Here is a 17,586-nt window from a genome sequence, read left to right on the forward strand (position 1 = left end):
CGTCCATCATACGCAGCGCACTCAGTTTTTGTTCGATCGAATGTCGACTTCTCGCCATAAAAAAACACTCCCCAATCAGATAAACAGATTTGTTATTTCATCTGTCTACCTATTGGGGAGCATATCAAAAAGTCGGGGTTGTTTGCGTTATTTGAGCAAATCCATTGCGCGGCCAATCAGCTCGTTGCGAGAGTCTGAAGTTTTCCGTAACGCTTGTAGCCGGTCGATGAGTGCTTGACGAAGCTCGTCTGACTGAACGAGTTCCAAGCATTCAATCTGAGCCAACCAGGCGTCCGCATGCTCCGAGAGGACCATCGGGACGAGAGCGTCGATCGACTCCCCTTGTTCACGCATGAGCCGGATGCGATTGAAGAGCGGGTCGTCTTCCGTCCACGTCCGGGCGTCCCGTTCGATTTGAACCGGTTTCTCTAGGACGACGAGCTCTTCGACGTCCGTGCCCGGGAAGATCGACGGTAACGAATCGTGTCTCACTTCAAGCGTCGCGAGCTCGATTTGTTTGCCGTCGATGTGCACGCTCACGTCTTCTAGCGTGATCGCGTCTGTCGTCTCGCTGACGATGCGACCATCGAGGCGAACGTCCGCTTCCGCGAGCGCTTCTTGGATTGGTCCATCTAAAACGAGTAGTCCGTGATTGCTCCAATTGCGAAGCTGGCCGTGGTCAACTTTCACGCAGTCCCCCCATTGAACGAGGGCAACTCGGCCCGTGTTCGTCACGTGTCGAACCGTTCCGACACGGTCGGTCCCATCTTCGAGCCGGATCGTCGATTGACTTCCTGAGGCGAGCGCCTTCTCAAGCGATGCGATTCCGCCCGTGTGGACGGCCATCCGTGATTCGAGTTCATCGAGCGCATCCGTCAACGCCTCGAAGTCAGGGATGACGAACAGTTCACTTTGCATATTCGTCACATCCTGTTTCGTCTCTAGCGCATGCTCGAGGTTGAACGGATGTTTCGTGACGGCGTCGGTCAGGCAGTGACGGCTCTCGCCGACCGAAGACAACAGTCCGGCCCCGTAAATGAGCGGGCGCTCGATGTCGCCGATCAGTCCGAACTCGACCGTCCACCAAAAGATACGTGCCACTTGCTGCGCTTCGGAGAAGCCCGTCACTTGCGCTTTCGCTTCATGCAGCGCTTCTAAGGCGGCTTTGACATCCGCTTCCGTCGAGTTGGCATTCTCTTTCACGATCGTCAGTCGTTTGAGTGCCGCGAACGAGGCGTGTTCCTCACGATTCATGAACGCTTTCGCGCCAAGTTGACCGAACCGTTTCACGATTTTAGAAAACTCAGGGTCCATCAGCATCGGCGCGTGACCGGCCGCCTCATGGATAATGTCTGGTGCCGGGCTGTACAAGATGTTCTCGACTTTCCGGATGTCGGTCGCGACCGGTAACATCCCGTTCCCTTGGAAGTCAAAGAACGCGACGCCAGGAATCAATCCGTCGACCGCGACCGTCGACCAACCGGCCGCTCGCATCTCGGCGGTCATTTTTTCGACGTCCGGGAGGCGTTCTGGTCCCATGCCTGTCTTTTTCAACCCTTCGATGTAGAACGGATGGGCCTTGCCTTCGAGCGTATGCAAATTGAGCCGTAATACGAAGCGCCACACCGCGTGATCGGTCGGTGTGTACTCGTTGTAAAACTGGGGCGAGATATGAGGCGCCAAGTGGCGTGGGATTGATTGTGTGAGCATGATATTTCCTCCTTTTGTCTACTGGACGTCAAAAAGTCCCTATCGATTCACTCGATAGGGACGACTTAGCCGCGGTACCACCCTGATTACTAGACGTTGTCTAGTCACTCTAATCCGATAACGGGGGACCGCTCACATGTGAGAGCTCACAAACTGTAATTCGATTCATCTTTTGGGCGTGTTCGCAGCACCACACGCTCTCTGGGCCAGGGAAGATGTCTCTACTTCGGTTTGATCATCGCTTTTGTTACTGTTATGCAGTTATGCTTCTATGCGAACTTGCTTTTAAGCGTTAAAGTATCTTGTTGGTTGTAACTTTACCAAATCGTTTTGTCGACGTCAACAAAAAAACAGTCCGCAACTGCGAACTGTCACAAACACCAATCAATTTCAGGCTGTCCCCACTGTTTCAGCAAATCGTTCACTTGCGAGAACGGACGGGATCCGAAGAAGCCGCGGTGTGCCGACAGCGGACTCGGGTGGACCGATGTCAAGATCGCGTGCTGCGGCCCGATCAGCTTTTGTTTCTTTTTGGCATCGTTTCCCCAAAGAATAAACACGATCGGTTGCTCACGCTTCCCGAGTTGCTCGATGATCGAGTCCGTGAACTGAACCCATCCTTGTCCGCGGTGTGATCCGGCCTTACTCGCTTCGACCGTGAGCGCCGTGTTGAGCAACAATACGCCTTGGCGGGCCCAGTTCTCTAAATTCCCGCTCTTCGGCACGCTACAACCCAAGTCTTCATGCAACTCTTGAAAGATGTTGCGCAGCGATGGTGGAAAACGGACACCGTCTTGGACCGAGAAGCTGAGTCCGTGCGCCTGATTCGGACCGTGATACGGGTCTTGGCCGAGGATGACACATTTGACGTCTTTAAACTTCGTGTAGACGAACGCGTTCCAAATGTCTTCCCGTGGCGGATAGACGGTCGTCGTCGTGTACGCCTCATCGACGAACGCTTTCAAGTCAACGAAGTACGGCTGCTCCATCTCCGCTTCAATGATGTCGCTCCAGTCGCCGAGCAAGCGGTCTGATAACTGTTCTTCCATTCGATTCGCCCCTTTCCGTCTTATCATACCCGAATCGATGGCACACAAAAAGACGAGCCCAGTGGACTCGTCCGATGATTATACTATGACTGTGCCTGCTACTTCTTTCGCAAGTGCTTCTGCTTTCGCTGTCGCGTCAGCAACGATGTCTTCGATCTTGTCTGGGAACTGGTTCATTCCTTCAACCGCAAGTGTCGTTACTTCGTTCACGCCGACGAACGCAAGCGCTTGACGGAGGTACGCGTCTGCAAAGTTGAGGTCTGTACCTGTGTAGATGCCGCCTGTGCCTTGAATGTGAATCGCTTGTTTGTTCTCAAGGAGACCGACTGGCCCTTGCTCTGTGTAACGGAACGTCTTGCCAGCTGAGAGGACGCTATCGAGGAACATCTTCATGCGTGCTGGGAAGAAGAAGTTCCACATCGGCGTCGCGAACACGTAAAGGTCTGCTTCCATGAACTTCTCGAGCATGCCGTTCATCGTCGCGACTTTTGAAGCTTCGACGTCTGTGAGTGCTTCACCAGACGCGAATTTTCCCCAAGCGCTTAACACGTCGCCATCGATTTCTTGGACGTCGACATCGTAAAGCTCGATTGCTTCGACTTCAAACGATGCGTTCTCTTGTTGAAGTTTCGTCATGAACGCCTCGGCAACTTGTTTGCTGTATGACAATTCTGTCGGTTTTGGGTTAGCTGATACGTATAATACTTTATTCATAATGGGTTCCTCCACTGGTAATCTCTATTTTGATAACAACAGTTAAAACTATATCATCTGTATATCTCACCGTCAATTATTTCAACTTCAAGATAATTGACAAAAAAACAGGCAGGCGTTATTTGCCTGCCGCGTTGTAGCCGACGCGTTTCAATAAATCGATCAACGTCTCGGTCTCTTGTTCGCTGAGCGGTCCATAAATATCTTTGAAGATTTCAATATGCTCAGGATAGACGACGTCCATCAATTGCTTGCCTTCGCCTGTCAACGATGCATACGTGACACGACGGTCTGACGGACAGGCGACGCGCTCGATGAGCCCTCGCTTCTCAAGCTTGTCGATCACATACGTGACGCTGCCACTCGTGATCAAAATTTGATCACCGATTTGTTGCAGCGGCGTATCTCCTCGTTTATACAATACGGATAGAACACCGAACTCTGTTGAATTCAATTGGTGGCGTCTAAGATCGTCTTTGACACGATCACTGATTGCGTCCATCGCTCTTGCTAAGACGACCCATGCCTTCAATTCGAGTGATTCAATCATGTCGGTTTCACCTCAATTCGTTCATCATTTACCTTTAGTATAGCAGGACATGAGCAGTATACGTCGCTAAAAACACTTCGTCAAGAAACTTCTCCGTTGTCGCGTCTCCTTGAAACGTTTAGAATAGAACTATTGTGATTTTTAGAAAGGGTGGACGGTATGCGTGAGTATTATGAGATTTCATTGACGATTAAAGCAGGCTATTTGAGTTCGGTCATCGAGTTGTTGAACCGGGAAGGCATCGCCCCTGACTATGCCCTTGAAAAAGAAGGCGCGGTCTTTTTACTGTTCAACCACTTGCCATGGCCGAACGTCACGCGCGAACCGCACGCAGTCGAGCGTTTCTTGTTGACGTTGGCGCGCGAAGACTACCTGTTCGTCAAGACGAAACGAAAATCGCCCGTACCCGGCCATGAACCGGTCGCCTGCATGGGAGCGTATGATTCGCCTTTCCACGAATATTTGAAAATCGAACTCGCCGTCGACGAATCCGATGCGAGCCATCTCGATATGTCGGCGTTCCGCCATTACTAAACAACGCACGCGCGTTGTTTTTTTGATGACTAGGTTCGAGTACGGACGGGAATATAGGACAATATCTGACTGATAAAGGGGAATGTCTTGAATGGATACAGCTATGTTGATCGTCAACCCATCGTCTGGGAAAGAATTAGGGAAAGAGCACGCGCCGTTCGCTGAAGAAGTGCTGCGCGAACGTTACGGAAACGTCGACATCCGTTTTACTGAAAAAGCCGACGACGCCACACACTTCGCACGAGAAGCGGCGTCGAAACAATATAAAGCCGTCGTCGCCATGGGCGGCGACGGCACGTTGAACGAGACGGTGGCCGGTCTCGCCGAAGCCGATCATCGTCCTGACTTTGGAATCATCCCGCTCGGAACGGTGAACGATTTGGCACGGGCTCTCGGCGTACCGAGCGACCCGAAAGAAGCGATTGAAGCGCTGCGAACGGCAAAACCGACACCGATGGACATTGGGAAGTATGAACACGGCTACTTCATGAACGTCATCGCCATCGGCCTCATCGCTGAGGCGGTCGATGAAGTCAGCGTCGAAGAGAAGACGAAATGGGGCCCGTTCGCCTACTTGATCGAAGGTATCAAAGCGTTCCGGGAACACAGTCCTTACTCGTTATCAGTTCAGGCCGAAGAGCATACGTTCGACGGGGACGCTTTTCTCGCCGTCATCGCGCTGACGAACTCGGTCGGCGGCTTTGAAAACTTCGAGCCTGATGCGAAGTTGAACGATGGTCTGCTTCACGTCTACTTGTTTGAGAATCTCGGTTTCACAGACGCCTTCCAGCTCGCCCCGGCCTTATTTACCGGCAAGCTTAAAGAAACAGACAGTGTGACCGCATTCCAGACGAAGCGGGTGTATATCGATTCGCCTGATTCGCTTCCGGTCAACGCCGATGGGGACACGGGCGGGAAACTCCCGCTTACGTTTGAAGTGCTCCCAAGCCATCTCCAAGTGCTGAAACCAGTCTAATCTCTCGCCTCGGCACAGAAGGCTTGATCGAGAAAGGAGAGATCGTTCGATGAACATCACACTCGTTCCGCTGCTCGAAGCGTCAGACGACATCGTCCAGACGTTCAACCGGTGGAACAACGATCCTGAAATCGTTCATTTGATCCGCCCTGCTCGCTCGGAAGAAGAACTTGCGGCCGAGCAACGGATGACCGTCGCCGACTTGACGGATCGACTTCAGACACACGATATCTTTCTCATTTACGCTGACGACAGGCTCGTCGGCGAGGTGAACGTGATGTATGACGCAAACCATCTATACGTTCAAGAACCAGGGAGTGCCTGGCTCGGACTCGTCATCGGGGAAGCGGCGGGTCGCGGCAAGGGTGCGGGCAGCGAGGCACTCCGACTTTTGGAGGAACGGCTTCGTCACCAAGGCACGCCGCGCATCGAGCTCGGCGTGTTCGGGTTCAACGAGGCGGCACACCATCTTTATAAGAAGCTCGGCTATGAAGAAATTGCGCGCATCGATGCGTTCACGTACTGGAACGAACAATTTTGGCCTGATATCCGCATGGAAAAGCGACTGACATGACAAAGACCTTCCTCAAGCGAGGAAGGTCTTTCGTCAGTTGTTCAAGTTTTCGACTTCGACGACGCGGAACCCTTTTTGTTCGAGTTTGGCGACGATCTTGTCTTTCTTCGGCTCATCACAGTCAGGCGGCAACGTGATCAAGACACGGCGAAGGACTTTACTCTTCGCGTCGAGCGTCATCAAACTCGCGATTGACGAGTATTTGCTGACGACTTTCGTGATTTTCTCGAGCGCACCTACCTGCTCGCTGAGTGCGATCGTGACGACGTAGCTGCCTGTGTCACGGCTCCACGCCTCTTCGAGCATGCCGAGCATCTTCCCGTGTGGCAAAATGCCGTAAAATTCATTGCTCTCGTCTTTTAGGACCGCGATATACGGTAACTCTTTGATCGAGAAGAAGACTTTGAAGAATCCGTCCGACTCGTGGACGTATTTCTGCGTATTTTTAATCAATTCCATGACGTTGTCGTCAAGGCTCGCGCCACTCATTCCGTGACGGTAAATATGCATCTTATAAATGTTACCGCGGAAAAATATTCCCGTCTCATCGAGGACAGGGACACAGCGGTATCCTGTCTTTTCAAGCGTATCGAGCGCTTCACGTAACGTCGCCTTTTCACTGATTGTGACGACGTCTTTTTTTGGAATGCATAAGCTATGCACTAACATGCGGTTTTCCTCCTAGCAAATTGAAAGTGGTCTACACCCTATTCATTACTATTCCCCAAATATGATTGAAATCCTGCCATCTTTTTCAAAACTTCGATTCAACCTTTGGCGGTCATGGGATTTGTCGTAACGCCTAAAAGTCGTTATAGTGAAACTATCCAAACAGACAAAGGGGATTGAACGACTATGACGATGAAAAAAGCATTAACGATCGCTGGTTCAGATACGAGTGGCGGTGCAGGCATTCAAGCTGACTTGAAGACGATGGAAGAGCTCGGTGTGTATGGCATGACCGCACTCACGGTCATCGTGGCCCAAAACCCGCATAACGCTTGGCACCATGAAGTCTTCCCGATCGATACGACGTTGATCGAGAAGCAGATTGACACCGTCCTCGCCGGAATCGGCGTCGATGCCGTCAAGACAGGGATGCTCCCGACGCCAGAAATCATCGAGCTCGCGGCTCGTAAAATTAAAGAGTACGGCATTCAAAACGCAGTCGTCGACCCGGTCATGGCTTGTAAGGGCGCCGACGAGATCCTCAACCCGGACGTCGCCGTCGCGATGCGCAAATATCTCGTCCCTGTCGCCAAAATCATCACGCCGAACTTGTTCGAAGCGCGTATGCTCGCTGGCCTCGACAAGACACCGTCGACGATGGAAGAAATCAAAGAAGCCGCACGCTTGATCCATGAGCTCGGGGCTGAAATCGTCATCGTTAAAGTCGGCGGAAAACTTGGGTTCGACACGGCGTTCGACGTCCTCTATGACGGTAACGAGTACCGTCTGCTCGAAAGTGAAAAGATCGAACCTGCTTTCACGCACGGTGGCGGTTGCACGTTCTCTTCAGCCATCGCCGCATCACTCGCGAACGGACATTCCGTCGACGAGTCGATTCGCATCGGGAAAGAGTTCATCACCGAAGCGGTCCGTCACTCGTTCCGCCTCAACCAATACGTTGGGCCGACGAACCATACCGGTTATCGTCAAAAACTAGCAACACAATCATAAACAAGGTGGCCCGGGGCGAACGTCCTGGGTCATTATTGCCATTGGAGGAGACTAGCGTGAAACCGATTCAACCTGAAACGATTCAAACGTATTTAAACGCACACGTGTCGACGCCGTTATACGCTCACGTCGAGACGACGAACGGCGCTTACGCCACGCATAACGATCCCGATTTCCATAACGCCGGGATGTTTATCCGTAACGTCGTGATCGAGTACAGCATCGGTCAAATCAAAGGAGACGGACCGTATCGAGTCGGACTAAAGCTCGATCACGGTTGGCTCTACGTCGAAGGATTGACCGATTTCGAACAACACGGTGAACAGTTGCTGCTCGCCGGGCACGACCGTCTCGGACGCCTCGCCTGCGCGCTGCATCTAGACGTCAAACCGCTCCCGCAAGGAGCATCGGAGGTGGACAGCCAATGAACGGACCGTTACTTGTTATTTTCCCACACCCGGACGACGAGGCGTTCAGCTCGGCCGGAACGATCCTTCAACATCAGAAGAACGGCTTCCCCGTCACATACGTCTGTCTGACACTTGGTGAGATGGGCCGTAATATGGGCTCGCCAATCTTCACGACACGTGAAGAACTGCCAAGAATCCGTAAACGCGAGCTCGAGGACGCCTGTGCCGTCATGGGCATCGACGATCTCCGGATGTGGGGACTGCGCGACAAGACCGTCGAATTCGAAGACGAGACCGAACTGACGAATCGCTTCAGCAAGTTGATCGCCGAAGTGAAACCGACCCGCGTCATCTCATTTTATCCAGGCTATGCCGTCCATCCCGATCATGAGGCGACGGCACGAGCGGTCGTCCGGGCGCTCCAAGAGATGGACGAAGCGAAGCGTCCCGAATTTTTAGGTGTCGCTTTCGATCACCGGACGGAAGATGAGCTCGGCAAACCTCACGTCCTCATCGAAGTCGGTCAGGAGAGTGCCGCCAAACGTGAGGCGTTGCTCGCCCACCGTTCACAGACGGAAGGGTTGCTCCGTGCAATCGACAACGCAGAAAACGCCCACGTCATGGAGTTACTCCAACGTGAGCGCTTCTATCATTATCCGTTCTCATGATTCAAACGCGTAACGCGTCATATACAGCAACAAACCTACAGTCCCTAACCCGATCAACGTTCCTAGCACGACGACGATATGTCCCATGTTCTCACCTCTACTTGGTTTTACGAACTGAATGAGTAATAAGTTTCAATAACGCGTGTGCGAACACGCGTTATTTTTATTAAAAGTACAAGACGTAGATAACGGCAGCCAAGACGAGCCGGTAAATCGCGAACGGCGTCAGTTTCACTTTGTTGATCAACTTCAAAAAGAATTTGATCGACAGCAACGCGAACAAGAACGCGCTGACGAAACCGATCAGGAAAACAGGCAGCGTGTCGACCGTGAAATAGCTCCACTTGCTGTAAAGCGAGAGCGCGCTCGCCCCGAACATGATCGGGACGGCCATGATGAACGTGAAGTCGGCCGCAGCCCGGTGACTCATCCCGAGCAACACTCCGCCCGAAATGGTCGAGCCCGAACGTGAAAAGCCTGGCCAAAGCGAGAAACATTGAATCAAGCCGACTCCAAGCGCTTGTTTGTATGTGATGTCGTCGAGTGTCGGCGTCGTCTGTCGTTTCACGCCGGACAAGTCGGCGGCAATCATGAAGAACGCACCGATGACGAGTCCGATCAATACCGTCTTAATCGAAAACAGATGCGTGTCGATGTAGTCCTCAAACATGAGTCCGAGCACGGCCGCCGGGAGCAGACCGATAAAGATATGTAGCAGGTTCAACTTTTTCGTCGGCCCTTCGTGTCGAATCGCGAGCAATTCTTTCGGATTCAATAACGCTTTGAACCGACTCCTGAAAACGACGATGACCGCTAAGATCGAACCGAGCTGAATCACGATCTTGAACGTGTTGGCTACTTCTTGACCTAGAAAACGACTCGAGTTGAGCCAAATATCGTCGACCAAGATCATATGTCCGGTTGAAGAGACAGGCGCGAATTCCGTCAATCCTTCGACGACGCCTAATAAAAAACCGATGAATAATTCATACCATTCCATTGCATTGTCCCCTACTCCAGTATTGCTTTTTATCATACACGGACGGGACGACGTTCTCTCTCGGTCTTGAGACGTAAAAAAGAGGGCGCAGTGAAATGCCCCCTTTCCCCTCATGTACATAAAAAAGCCACGGAACATGTCCGTGGCCGATAGATTATTTTAATAGGTTGAGCATCTCACGGTTAAACGCCGGAATGTCGTCCGGTTGACGGCTCGTGACGAGCTGATCTTGGCAGACGACGACTTCTTTGTCGGCATACTTCGCACCGGCATACTCCATGTCGACTTTGATCGACTTATAGCCGGTCGCGTCGCGGCCTTCGAGCGTCTTCGCCGTGATCAACAGTTGCGGCCCGTGACAGATGGCGAATACGGGTTTGTTCGCATCCATGAACGCTTTCGCGAACTGGACGAAACGTTCGTCTTCGCGCAACAAGTCAGGTGAGAATCCGCCTGGTAAGAGCAGAGCGTCAAAGTCTTCTGGCGACACATCGTCGACACTTTTGTCGATCGTGACTTTCGCCTCGCCTTGTTTGCCTTCGACGGTGTGACCGGCTGCCTTTTCGATCGTGACAACTTCGTGCCCCGCTTCCACCAATGCGTCGCGTGGACCTGTGAACTCTACGTCTTCAAACATATCCGTGATGAGCGTTGCTACTTTTGCCATATCGGAAACACTCCCTATTTTTTGTTTTACGCACATAGGGACTGTTCCACCCGTCACCGGCCATTAAACATTCAGCGGAATTTCGAGACGTACGGATTGTCCCGCTCGAAGAAGCGGTACGCATAGTCACGCGCCTCGCCGCTGTTCGGGATGCCGATGCGCGGACCGGCCTCGATTGTGTTCACGCCGTCCCCTTCGACAATGTAGAGCGGTTCGTGTTGGAGCGAGTGTCCGTATAAGTCCATCGTGATCCCGAGCGCCTTCGTCAGTTTACCGGGTCCGTTCGTCCGGTCGAACCGTTTGATGCCAGGACGATTGAATTCGATCAACTCCTGCCCGGCGACGGGTTCGATCGCCCGGATCAACACGGCTTCCGGTGAGCCAATCGGACCGCTGACGACGTTCAAGAGCGTATGCGTGTGCATTTGATACGTGTACACATGTCCAGACTGCCCGAACATGATTTCGGTCCGATTCGTCCGTCTGCCGCCAAAACTGTGGGCTGCCTGATCGACCGCCCCGAGATACGCCTCCGTCTCGACAATTTTGCCAATGATCTGTCCGTCGAGATGATCATGGACGAGATAGTGCCCGAGCAACGACCGGGCCAGTTCGAGCGTCGGTTGTTCATAAAATGATGGGTCGAGCCGTTTCATCGTCATCCCTCCTCGTCCTTATTTTCTCAAACGAGGCTTGGCGACACAAAAAAGATGCCCTGAACGCGTTCAGGACATCACTTTCATTACGATGCGAGCTTGATCGCATCACGCTGCTTCCCCAACTTCACGTAACCGAGCACGATTGAGAAGATCGGGCTGAGCCAAAGGAAGAACGCGAACGGTGCGTACTCGAGCACCGGCACGCCGAGCGTGGCGGCGAAGAAGGCACCGGACACACCCCAAGGAATGAGCGGGTTGATGACCGTCCCGCCGTCTTCAAGCGCACGCGACAAGTAACGCGGGTCGATGCCGCGGTCGATAAACCCTTGTTTGAACGCTTGTCCCGGGAGCAAGATCGACAAGTACTGCTCGCCGGCGAGCAAGTTGACGCCGATCGAGCTGAGCACGACCGACAGCACCGAGCTGCCTGGCGACTTCAGACGCTCTAGTAACGCATCGACGATTGCTTGGAACACACCGAGTTCACGGAGCAGTCCACCGAAGGCGAGGGCAATCAACACGAGGCTGACCGACCAAAGCATCGATTCGAGGCCACCGCGGTCGAGCACGGCCGCGATCGTCTCGTTCTCGACGCCCGACTTGAATCCGGCCTGCATGACACCGAACCAGTTCGAGACGTTCCAGTTACCTTGGACGAAACCGGCCGTCAATACACCGGCAAACATCCCGACGAGCATCGTCGGCAATACCGGCATCCGACGGAAGGCGAGCACGGCGACGAGGACCGGTGCGAGCAGTGTCAACCATGACAAGTTGAACCGTCCGGCGAGTGCCGTCTGTGCTTCCGCAATTTGCGTCGTGTCAGCCGCTTGACCGCTCCGTCCGAGAACTGTGAACAGGATGAGTGTGATCAAAAATGCGGGAACGGTCGTCCCCATCATGAAGCGGATATGATCGAACAGTTTGACACCGGCGACAGCTGGCGCAAAATTCGTCGTATCCGATAGCGGGCTCATCTTATCACCGAAGAGCGCACCTGACACGATGGCTCCGGCGGCGAGCGCCGGGGAAATCCCGAGTGCCATCCCGATCCCGAACAAGGCGACCCCGACGGTACCGACCGTCGTGAAGGCACTCCCTGTGAACGTCGAGACGATCATCGTGATGAGCAACACGCTCGGTAAGAACCACTGGGCTGAGATTGTATTTAAACCGATGGAGAGGATCGTCGCCACCGTACCGGACATTTGCCATACTCCGATCAGCATCCCGATCAACAATAAAATCATGATCGGCATAATCGCTTCACGAATCCCGTTGATCATCGCGGTCTCGATGCGTTTAAAGTCGCGCGTACGATAATACGCGTAACCCCCTATTAGTACCATTGTGCCAAAGATCGCCATATGTGGCGTCGCTTTGGCCAAAAACATCAGTGCGAGCAAGGAAATCCCGCTCATCAGCACGACGAATACAGCCTCTTTCCCTTTCATCTGCATCGACGTCCCCTCCTTTCAGTTCCATTATTTTCTACCTAACCGCTTAAACGCTTTTATGCATGAAAGTATGTCAGTGATGTTCTTTACTATACCTACTTCTCTTTTCCCTGTCAAACGTCTTTTTATGGTAAAGTAAACGCTCGAGGGTGACCTCCGGAGTTCGTAACCTCCTCCGACATCAAAACTAGCGAAAAAGGAAGTGTGCACGTTGCAACACGAAAAAGCATTGGTCGTCTTCAGTGGCGGTCAAGATTCAACCACTTGCCTGTTTTGGGCAAAACAACAATTCTCTCATGTGGAAGCCGTGACGTTCGCCTACGGGCAGCGCCATGACGCGGAAATCGAGGTCGCGAAAGAGATTGCGGCCGAACTCGATGTCCCGCACCACATCCTCGATTTGTCCTTACTCGGACAACTCACCTCAAACGCGTTGACGAGACATGATCTCGACATCGACAATGCGGACGTCCCAAATACGTTCGTCGATGGACGCAACCATTTATTCTTATCCTTTGCGGCCGTCATGGCCAAACAACTCGGTATGCATCACATCATCACCGGCGTCTGTGAAACCGACTTCTCGGGCTACCCGGACTGTCGCGACCAATTCGTCAAATCATTGAACGTGACGCTCAACTTGGCGATGGACTACCCGTTCGTCATCGATACGCCGCTCATGTGGCTCGATAAAAAGCAGACGTGGGAACTCGCGGACCGGCTCGGTGCGTTCGACTTCATCAAAGAGCGGACCCTTACCTGCTATAACGGTGTGCTCGGTTCAGGCTGCGGCGAATGTCCGGCGTGTGTGCTCCGTCAAAACGGGCTCGCTGCATACGAGGAGGTACGCGTATGAAACACGCCCCATTCCTCGCCCCGACGAGCGTCGAGGCCAAACAAGACGGCTCGCTCATCTACTGCCCGCACCGCGTCCAAATCGTCAAAGAAGTGACGTTCGATGCGGCCCATCACTTGTTTGATTACGATGGGAAGTGCCGAGCGCTCCACGGACATACGTACAAACTTCAAATGGGGATCAGCGGTTTCCTCGATAATCGCGGGATGACGCTCGACTTCGGTGACTTGAAAGCCATCTTTAAAGAAGAGCTCGAACCGTATCTCGACCACCGCTATTTAAATGAGTCCCTTCCATATATGAATACGACAGCAGAAAACATGTGCTATTGGATTTTCGATCAGCTCGCTAAACACTTGCCTGACGAACGCGACGTCCGCGTCGAATTCGTCCGCCTTTATGAGACACCGACGTCATACGCCGAGTTCCGACGTGAATGGCTGGTGGACGAATGAAGATCCCTGTCCTCGAAGTGTTCGGACCGACGTTTCAAGGTGAAGGCCGTGCCATCGGACAGAAGACGATGTTCGTCCGGACCGCCGGTTGCGATTATCGCTGCGCCTGGTGCGACTCCGCCTTCACCTGGGACGGTTCGGAAAAACCCGACATGCTGACGGCTGATGACATCATCGTGCGTCTCGACGTGCTCGGAATGTACGATTACGTCACGATCTCAGGCGGCAACCCGCTCCTCATCGCCGGTATGAAAGATTTGGTCGAAAAGTTGAAGGCGCGCGGCGTCAAGCTCGCCGTCGAGACACAAGGTAGCCGGTATCAAGACTGGCTCCAAGACATCGACGACGTGACGCTCAGCCCGAAACCACCGTCGTCCGGCATGACGACCGATTGGGAAAAACTCGACGCCATCGTCGAACGGCTGCGTCCCGAACAGACGACGTTCAAAATCGCCGTGTTCGACGAAGTCGATCTCGCCTATGCGAAAGACGTCCAAACCCGCTACACCCCGGACGTCATGTACTTGTCGGCCGGCAACCCTGAGCCCGGGGCGGACGGTGACATCACCGACGCGCAGCTCAGACGTTTGAAAGAGTTGTGGGAAGACGTCGCGCGTGACCCGTCATGGCAAAGCGTCCGTGTCTTGCCGCAGCTACACACATTACTGTACGCCAACGAACGTGGCGTCTAAGGAGAAGATATCTATGAGACCAGAAGACTTACAAGACTTGTCGCTCCTCGGCCAGAAGAGCGTCCCATACATTTTTGAATACGCCCCGGACGTGCTCGAGGCGTTCCCGAACCGGCATCCGGAAAACGATTATTTCGTGAAGTTCAACGCACCGGAATTCACATCGCTCTGTCCGATCACGAATCAGCCGGACTTTGCGACGATCTACATCTCGTACATCCCGGACGAAAAACTCGTCGAGTCGAAGTCGCTCAAGCTTTATTTATTCAGCTTCCGTAACCACGGCGACTTCCACGAAAACTGCATCAACGTCATCGGGAAAGATCTCGTCAAGCTGATGGAACCGCGCTACCTTGAAGTGTGGGGCAAGTTCACGCCCCGCGGCGGCATCTCGATCGACCCGTACTACAACTACGGCAAGCCGGGCACGAAGTACGAGCAAATGGCCGAACATCGCCTATTCAACCACGACTTGTACCCTGAGACGGTCGACAACCGTTAAGCAAAAAGTAGGCGCTCATCCAATTGAGCGCCTACTTCTTTTTGTAACGGTTGATTTGTTGCTTGATCGGTTCGCGGAACACGGTCGCGACGAGTGTCAACACGACAAAGACGAAGAGTGCGAGGATGACCAGCTTCATATCCCCGCTCGCGAGGCTACTGCCGAGAAAATTATTAGCGAACGCCCCCGGAATCATACCGACCGAGGTCGCGAAGACATAAGCCGGGAGTCGCACTTTCGCCAAACCTGAGGCATAACTGACCAAATCAAAGTTGACGAGCGGGATCAATCGTAAGATCAAGACGTAAAAGAATCCGTCTTCTTCGATTTTGTGCTGAATCTTCTCATAATCGCTCGATTCGAAATGGCGTAGAAACCGGTCCCCGAAGCGAACCGCTACATAATAAGCGACGAGTGCGCTGAGCGTGGCGCCGATGACCGTATAGACGACACCGGGCAGCGTCCCGAACGCCAACCCGCCCGCAACCGACAAGACGGACGTCGGAAATAAAATCAACGGGCGAACGGTGAACAATAAAATATAAATGAGCGGGGCGAGCCAACCGAATTGAACGATATAATCTCGGATCTCCCCCGGTCGCAAGTCGATCCACTGATAGAGAAACGTCGCTGTCCCGAATACGAGCAAAACGACGGCAATGACCCATTGTGTTTTCCACTTGTTCATCGGTCGACCTCCCCTCTTTCTTTCATCATATCGCCTCACCTCGAAAAAGTAACGCCTTCCTTTTTTTAGGAATCACAGTGTGGTACGGTTAGAAAAAGCAGAAGGAGGAATCCCAATGTACCTGGCAGATGCCATCAAATTGAAACACCTGCTCTTGAAGCAGATTGATAAGTTGTTACAAGAAGTCGAACGGGTCGCGTTCATCGAGCTCGAGAAGGATGAGCCGCTCCCGACGATCCAATCCCGCTCGCTCGAGGATATCGAGGTCGAGCTCCAATCGATTCGGACCGACATGCGTCGTCTCGACCGCCTTGTCTGTGAAGCGCACTTGCATACCGTCATCGAGACGAACGATGGACCGCTCCCGCTCGTCGAGGCGATCGAGTTCGCCGTTCAGTTGCGAGCTCAGGCTCGGATGTATCAAGACTTGGCCGAACGTCCGAAACGCGAATTTCAATCGGGTCACGGTGAAGGCACTTCTGTCATCAAGCACGCGCTTTATGATCCGGAACTGTACCGTCTGAAGGCGCTCGACGTCGAGAAACGGGCCAACCGTATCTCAAGCGCTATCGATGCGGCCAATCACCGGACCGAAATCGATTTTGATGCGAGCCGATATATGTAAGTTGTAAAACGCGCCGGGACCTTCCCGGCGCGTTTTACATGTGATGATGGTCGTTATGATGATTGTGGTGGTCATGATGGTGCGAACCAGAACGACGTCTCGGCGCCGGCTCATCGGCGAACTTCTCCCCGTCTAAAATGCCGAGCCGCTTGTATTGGCGGTCGACCCGCTCCTTCGTCCCATCGTTCACATGCGGCGACTCCATAACCAACTGATAGCTGCCGAGTGCGACCCGGAACGGCTCCATGTATGTCCGATCGACCGGGAACGACGCCACGTCCCGCAAATAATCCGCGAGCCGGTTCGCCGCCTCGTCGTCCGGATGGTCGGCGAGCTCCGTCGCGAAGCGTTGCATATCTTTCAATAGACCCTTCGTCTTCGTCACTTGGCGAATCATGCTTATAATAGCGATTATAATCACGGTTAGAATGCCGATAATAAAAATCGGGAAAATACTGAACATCCCACTAAAAAACGAATCTCCCATCTCTGTCGAATCGATGTATATTTCTTCCCCGAATGCAAACGTATGGACCATGATGTCTCCCCCTTTTTTCTATAATACGAACGTGATTCCATTTGGTTTCATCTTCACGAAAAAGCCGTGGCATGCGCCACGGCTCATCGGTCAGTTCAATTGTTTCTCCATCATGATGCGCGGTGCGCCATCTTCCGTGTACGCCCCCATGATGTCGTAGCCGCACAACAGGTTCAAAATGATAACGCCTTTGTTCGTGTTGCGCGCTTTCGTCCGAATCGAGTGGAACCCTTGCGCTTTCACCCATTCGAGTTGCGTATCCATCAACTTGCGGCCGATCCCGTACTTTTGAAACTCAGGATGCACGCCGCCGGCCCAGCTATAGAAGCGATATGGCTCAGCCTCATAGCCGATCTTGAATCCGACGGGCCGGTCGTCAGAAAATGCGAGTAACACGAGCGGGTTGGCATGGCGGTACAGTCGTTCTTTAAAACGAAGTTGGTCGATGTCGCCGTACAGATGGCGATACAGGTTGAAGAATTCCTCTTCAAACTCGTTAAAGTTCGTCGTCACATCTTTCACGATAAATGAACTGGTCGTACTCATCTTTCCATCCCCTTTCGAAATATGGACAAGTTACTC

Annotated in this window: 23 protein-coding genes and 1 other annotated feature; of the genes, 11 read left to right on the forward strand and 12 right to left on the reverse strand. The window is 53.0% G+C overall.

The window, feature by feature from the left end:
• Positions 1–147 precede the first annotated feature (147 nt).
• The 4 genes from EVJ30_RS12355 to EVJ30_RS12370 form a co-directional block, all read right to left on the reverse strand.
• A complete protein-coding gene (locus EVJ30_RS12355; RefSeq protein ID WP_131457896.1) occupies positions 148–1,710 on the reverse strand; it encodes an aromatic amino acid hydroxylase in 1,563 nt (520 codons plus the stop codon).
• Positions 1,711–1,763: 53 nt separating this feature from the next.
• Positions 1,764–1,958: a binding site (T-box leader), on the reverse strand.
• A 123-nt stretch (positions 1,959–2,081) separates the two neighbouring features.
• Positions 2,082–2,759, reverse strand: a complete 678-nt coding sequence (locus tag EVJ30_RS12360) for a uracil-DNA glycosylase (protein ID WP_201738354.1) — start codon at positions 2,757–2,759, stop codon at positions 2,082–2,084.
• Between the two features lie 78 nt (positions 2,760–2,837).
• Positions 2,838–3,473 (reverse strand): FMN-dependent NADH-azoreductase, encoded by a 636-nt coding sequence (locus tag EVJ30_RS12365; RefSeq protein ID WP_131457898.1) that lies wholly within the window; start codon positions 3,471–3,473, stop codon positions 2,838–2,840.
• A 118-nt stretch (positions 3,474–3,591) separates the two neighbouring features.
• On the reverse strand, positions 3,592–4,023 hold the full coding sequence (locus EVJ30_RS12370; protein WP_016509745.1) for a MarR family winged helix-turn-helix transcriptional regulator: 432 nt from the start codon (positions 4,021–4,023) through the stop codon (positions 3,592–3,594).
• Positions 4,024–4,182: 159 nt separating this feature from the next.
• Here EVJ30_RS12370 and EVJ30_RS12375 point away from each other — a divergent pair, with 159 nt between their 5' ends.
• The 3 genes from EVJ30_RS12375 to EVJ30_RS12385 all read left to right on the forward strand — a co-directional run bounded on the left by EVJ30_RS12375 (position 4,183) and on the right by EVJ30_RS12385 (position 6,107).
• Positions 4,183–4,557, forward strand: a complete 375-nt coding sequence (locus tag EVJ30_RS12375; RefSeq protein ID WP_131457899.1) for a hypothetical protein — start codon at positions 4,183–4,185, stop codon at positions 4,555–4,557.
• 91 nt (positions 4,558–4,648) lie between these two features.
• Positions 4,649–5,533: a diacylglycerol/lipid kinase family protein gene (locus tag EVJ30_RS12380; RefSeq protein WP_201738353.1), complete on the forward strand. Its 885-nt coding sequence runs from the start codon at positions 4,649–4,651 to the stop codon at positions 5,531–5,533.
• A 49-nt stretch (positions 5,534–5,582) separates the two neighbouring features.
• Positions 5,583–6,107, forward strand: a complete 525-nt coding sequence (locus tag EVJ30_RS12385; RefSeq protein ID WP_131469330.1) for a GNAT family N-acetyltransferase — start codon at positions 5,583–5,585, stop codon at positions 6,105–6,107.
• Positions 6,108–6,140: 33 nt separating this feature from the next.
• On the opposite strand, the gene cbpA is transcribed toward EVJ30_RS12385, so the two are convergent.
• Positions 6,141–6,776, reverse strand: a complete 636-nt coding sequence (gene cbpA, locus EVJ30_RS12390) for a cyclic di-AMP binding protein CbpA (RefSeq protein WP_070328318.1) — start codon at positions 6,774–6,776, stop codon at positions 6,141–6,143.
• Positions 6,777–6,962: 186 nt separating this feature from the next.
• Between cbpA and pdxK the strand changes: the two genes are divergently transcribed.
• Genes pdxK through bshB2 form a run of 3 tightly spaced genes read left to right on the forward strand, consistent with a single transcriptional unit; the run spans position 6,963 to position 8,865 of the window.
• Positions 6,963–7,787: a pyridoxine/pyridoxal/pyridoxamine kinase gene (gene pdxK, locus EVJ30_RS12395; RefSeq protein ID WP_071398865.1), complete on the forward strand. Its 825-nt coding sequence runs from the start codon at positions 6,963–6,965 to the stop codon at positions 7,785–7,787.
• 56 nt (positions 7,788–7,843) lie between these two features.
• Positions 7,844–8,215, forward strand: a complete 372-nt coding sequence (locus EVJ30_RS12400; RefSeq protein WP_016509734.1) for a YojF family protein — start codon at positions 7,844–7,846, stop codon at positions 8,213–8,215.
• Positions 8,212–8,865, forward strand: coding sequence for a bacillithiol biosynthesis deacetylase BshB2 (gene bshB2, locus EVJ30_RS12405; RefSeq protein ID WP_131457900.1), 654 nt, complete (start codon positions 8,212–8,214; stop codon positions 8,863–8,865). Before EVJ30_RS12400 ends, bshB2 begins: the two co-directional genes overlap by 4 nt.
• Positions 8,866–9,031: 166 nt before the next feature.
• Here bshB2 and EVJ30_RS12410 read toward each other — a convergent pair whose 3' ends face one another.
• From EVJ30_RS12410 to nhaC, 4 genes are all read right to left on the reverse strand, one after another.
• Positions 9,032–9,865 carry an undecaprenyl-diphosphate phosphatase gene (locus tag EVJ30_RS12410; protein WP_070328320.1) on the reverse strand — a complete coding sequence of 278 codons (834 nt, stop codon included), beginning with the start codon at positions 9,863–9,865 and terminating at the stop codon, positions 9,032–9,034.
• 154 nt (positions 9,866–10,019) lie between these two features.
• Positions 10,020–10,532, reverse strand: coding sequence for a type 1 glutamine amidotransferase domain-containing protein (locus tag EVJ30_RS12415; RefSeq protein WP_131457901.1), 513 nt, complete (start codon positions 10,530–10,532; stop codon positions 10,020–10,022).
• Between the two features lie 71 nt (positions 10,533–10,603).
• Positions 10,604–11,194, reverse strand: coding sequence for a DNA-3-methyladenine glycosylase (locus EVJ30_RS12420; RefSeq protein WP_131469332.1), 591 nt, complete (start codon positions 11,192–11,194; stop codon positions 10,604–10,606).
• 80 nt (positions 11,195–11,274) lie between these two features.
• Complete coding sequence (nhaC, locus tag EVJ30_RS12425) at positions 11,275–12,651, reverse strand: Na+/H+ antiporter NhaC (protein ID WP_131457903.1); 1,377 nt, start codon at positions 12,649–12,651, stop codon at positions 11,275–11,277.
• Between the two features lie 208 nt (positions 12,652–12,859).
• Here nhaC and queC point away from each other — a divergent pair, with 208 nt between their 5' ends.
• The 4 genes from queC to queF are packed head-to-tail and all read left to right on the forward strand — an operon-like array spanning position 12,860 to position 15,153.
• Positions 12,860–13,504 carry a 7-cyano-7-deazaguanine synthase QueC gene (gene queC, locus EVJ30_RS12430; protein ID WP_035386372.1) on the forward strand — a complete coding sequence of 215 codons (645 nt, stop codon included), beginning with the start codon at positions 12,860–12,862 and terminating at the stop codon, positions 13,502–13,504.
• Complete coding sequence (queD, locus tag EVJ30_RS12435; protein WP_131457904.1) at positions 13,501–13,959, forward strand: 6-carboxytetrahydropterin synthase QueD; 459 nt, start codon at positions 13,501–13,503, stop codon at positions 13,957–13,959. The genes queC and queD overlap by 4 nt, the downstream gene beginning before the upstream one ends.
• Complete coding sequence (queE, locus tag EVJ30_RS12440; protein ID WP_131457905.1) at positions 13,941–14,651, forward strand: 7-carboxy-7-deazaguanine synthase QueE; 711 nt, start codon at positions 13,941–13,943, stop codon at positions 14,649–14,651. Before queD ends, queE begins: the two co-directional genes overlap by 19 nt.
• A gap of 13 nt (positions 14,652–14,664) precedes the next feature.
• Entirely contained in the window at positions 14,665–15,153 is a 489-nt protein-coding gene (gene queF, locus EVJ30_RS12445) for a preQ(1) synthase (RefSeq protein ID WP_070328325.1), read from the forward strand.
• 31 nt (positions 15,154–15,184) lie between these two features.
• Here queF and EVJ30_RS12450 read toward each other — a convergent pair whose 3' ends face one another.
• A complete protein-coding gene (locus tag EVJ30_RS12450) occupies positions 15,185–15,841 on the reverse strand; it encodes a TVP38/TMEM64 family protein (RefSeq protein WP_131457906.1) in 657 nt (218 codons plus the stop codon).
• Positions 15,842–15,956: 115 nt separating this feature from the next.
• On the opposite strand from EVJ30_RS12450, the gene EVJ30_RS12455 reads away from it, so the two are divergent.
• Positions 15,957–16,466, forward strand: a complete 510-nt coding sequence (locus tag EVJ30_RS12455; protein ID WP_131457907.1) for a hypothetical protein — start codon at positions 15,957–15,959, stop codon at positions 16,464–16,466.
• Positions 16,467–16,500: 34 nt separating this feature from the next.
• On the opposite strand, the gene EVJ30_RS12460 is transcribed toward EVJ30_RS12455, so the two are convergent.
• Both EVJ30_RS12460 and EVJ30_RS12465 read right to left on the reverse strand, forming a co-directional pair.
• Positions 16,501–17,004 (reverse strand): hypothetical protein, encoded by a 504-nt coding sequence (locus EVJ30_RS12460; RefSeq protein ID WP_131469334.1) that lies wholly within the window; start codon positions 17,002–17,004, stop codon positions 16,501–16,503.
• Positions 17,005–17,094: 90 nt separating this feature from the next.
• The gene (locus EVJ30_RS12465; protein ID WP_236634030.1) at positions 17,095–17,550 is read right to left on the reverse strand and encodes a GNAT family N-acetyltransferase; all 456 of its coding nucleotides are present in this window, start codon (positions 17,548–17,550) and stop codon (positions 17,095–17,097) included.
• Between the last annotated feature and the right edge of the window lie 36 nt (positions 17,551–17,586).

The organism is Exiguobacterium sp. SH5S13 (assembly GCF_004337085.1).
Taxonomy (GTDB): domain Bacteria; phylum Bacillota; class Bacilli; order Exiguobacteriales; family Exiguobacteriaceae; genus Exiguobacterium; species Exiguobacterium aurantiacum_A.

Excerpts from the sequence above, each read along its gene's own strand:
- EVJ30_RS12355 (WP_131457896.1), bottom strand. The coding sequence starts at position 1,710 with ATGCTCACACAATCAATCCCACGCCACTTGGCGCCTCATATCTCGCCC.
- EVJ30_RS12360 (WP_201738354.1), bottom strand. The coding sequence starts at position 2,759 with ATGGAAGAACAGTTATCAGACCGCTTGCTCGGCGACTGGAGCGACATC.
- EVJ30_RS12365 (WP_131457898.1), bottom strand. The coding sequence starts at position 3,473 with ATGAATAAAGTATTATACGTATCAGCTAACCCAAAACCGACAGAATTG.
- EVJ30_RS12370 (WP_016509745.1), bottom strand. The coding sequence starts at position 4,023 with ATGATTGAATCACTCGAATTGAAGGCATGGGTCGTCTTAGCAAGAGCG.
- EVJ30_RS12375 (WP_131457899.1), top strand. The coding sequence starts at position 4,183 with ATGCGTGAGTATTATGAGATTTCATTGACGATTAAAGCAGGCTATTTG.
- EVJ30_RS12380 (WP_201738353.1), top strand. The coding sequence starts at position 4,649 with ATGGATACAGCTATGTTGATCGTCAACCCATCGTCTGGGAAAGAATTA.
- EVJ30_RS12385 (WP_131469330.1), top strand. The coding sequence starts at position 5,583 with ATGAACATCACACTCGTTCCGCTGCTCGAAGCGTCAGACGACATCGTC.
- cbpA (WP_070328318.1), bottom strand. The coding sequence starts at position 6,776 with ATGTTAGTGCATAGCTTATGCATTCCAAAAAAAGACGTCGTCACAATC.
- pdxK (WP_071398865.1), top strand. The coding sequence starts at position 6,963 with ATGACGATGAAAAAAGCATTAACGATCGCTGGTTCAGATACGAGTGGC.
- bshB2 (WP_131457900.1), top strand. The coding sequence starts at position 8,212 with ATGAACGGACCGTTACTTGTTATTTTCCCACACCCGGACGACGAGGCG.
- EVJ30_RS12410 (WP_070328320.1), bottom strand. The coding sequence starts at position 9,865 with ATGGAATGGTATGAATTATTCATCGGTTTTTTATTAGGCGTCGTCGAA.
- EVJ30_RS12415 (WP_131457901.1), bottom strand. The coding sequence starts at position 10,532 with ATGGCAAAAGTAGCAACGCTCATCACGGATATGTTTGAAGACGTAGAG.
- EVJ30_RS12420 (WP_131469332.1), bottom strand. The coding sequence starts at position 11,194 with ATGACGATGAAACGGCTCGACCCATCATTTTATGAACAACCGACGCTC.
- nhaC (WP_131457903.1), bottom strand. The coding sequence starts at position 12,651 with ATGCAGATGAAAGGGAAAGAGGCTGTATTCGTCGTGCTGATGAGCGGG.
- queD (WP_131457904.1), top strand. The coding sequence starts at position 13,501 with ATGAAACACGCCCCATTCCTCGCCCCGACGAGCGTCGAGGCCAAACAA.
- queE (WP_131457905.1), top strand. The coding sequence starts at position 13,941 with ATGGCTGGTGGACGAATGAAGATCCCTGTCCTCGAAGTGTTCGGACCG.
- queF (WP_070328325.1), top strand. The coding sequence starts at position 14,665 with ATGAGACCAGAAGACTTACAAGACTTGTCGCTCCTCGGCCAGAAGAGC.
- EVJ30_RS12450 (WP_131457906.1), bottom strand. The coding sequence starts at position 15,841 with ATGAACAAGTGGAAAACACAATGGGTCATTGCCGTCGTTTTGCTCGTA.
- EVJ30_RS12455 (WP_131457907.1), top strand. The coding sequence starts at position 15,957 with ATGTACCTGGCAGATGCCATCAAATTGAAACACCTGCTCTTGAAGCAG.
- EVJ30_RS12460 (WP_131469334.1), bottom strand. The coding sequence starts at position 17,004 with ATGGTCCATACGTTTGCATTCGGGGAAGAAATATACATCGATTCGACA.
- EVJ30_RS12465 (WP_236634030.1), bottom strand. The coding sequence starts at position 17,550 with ATGAGTACGACCAGTTCATTTATCGTGAAAGATGTGACGACGAACTTT.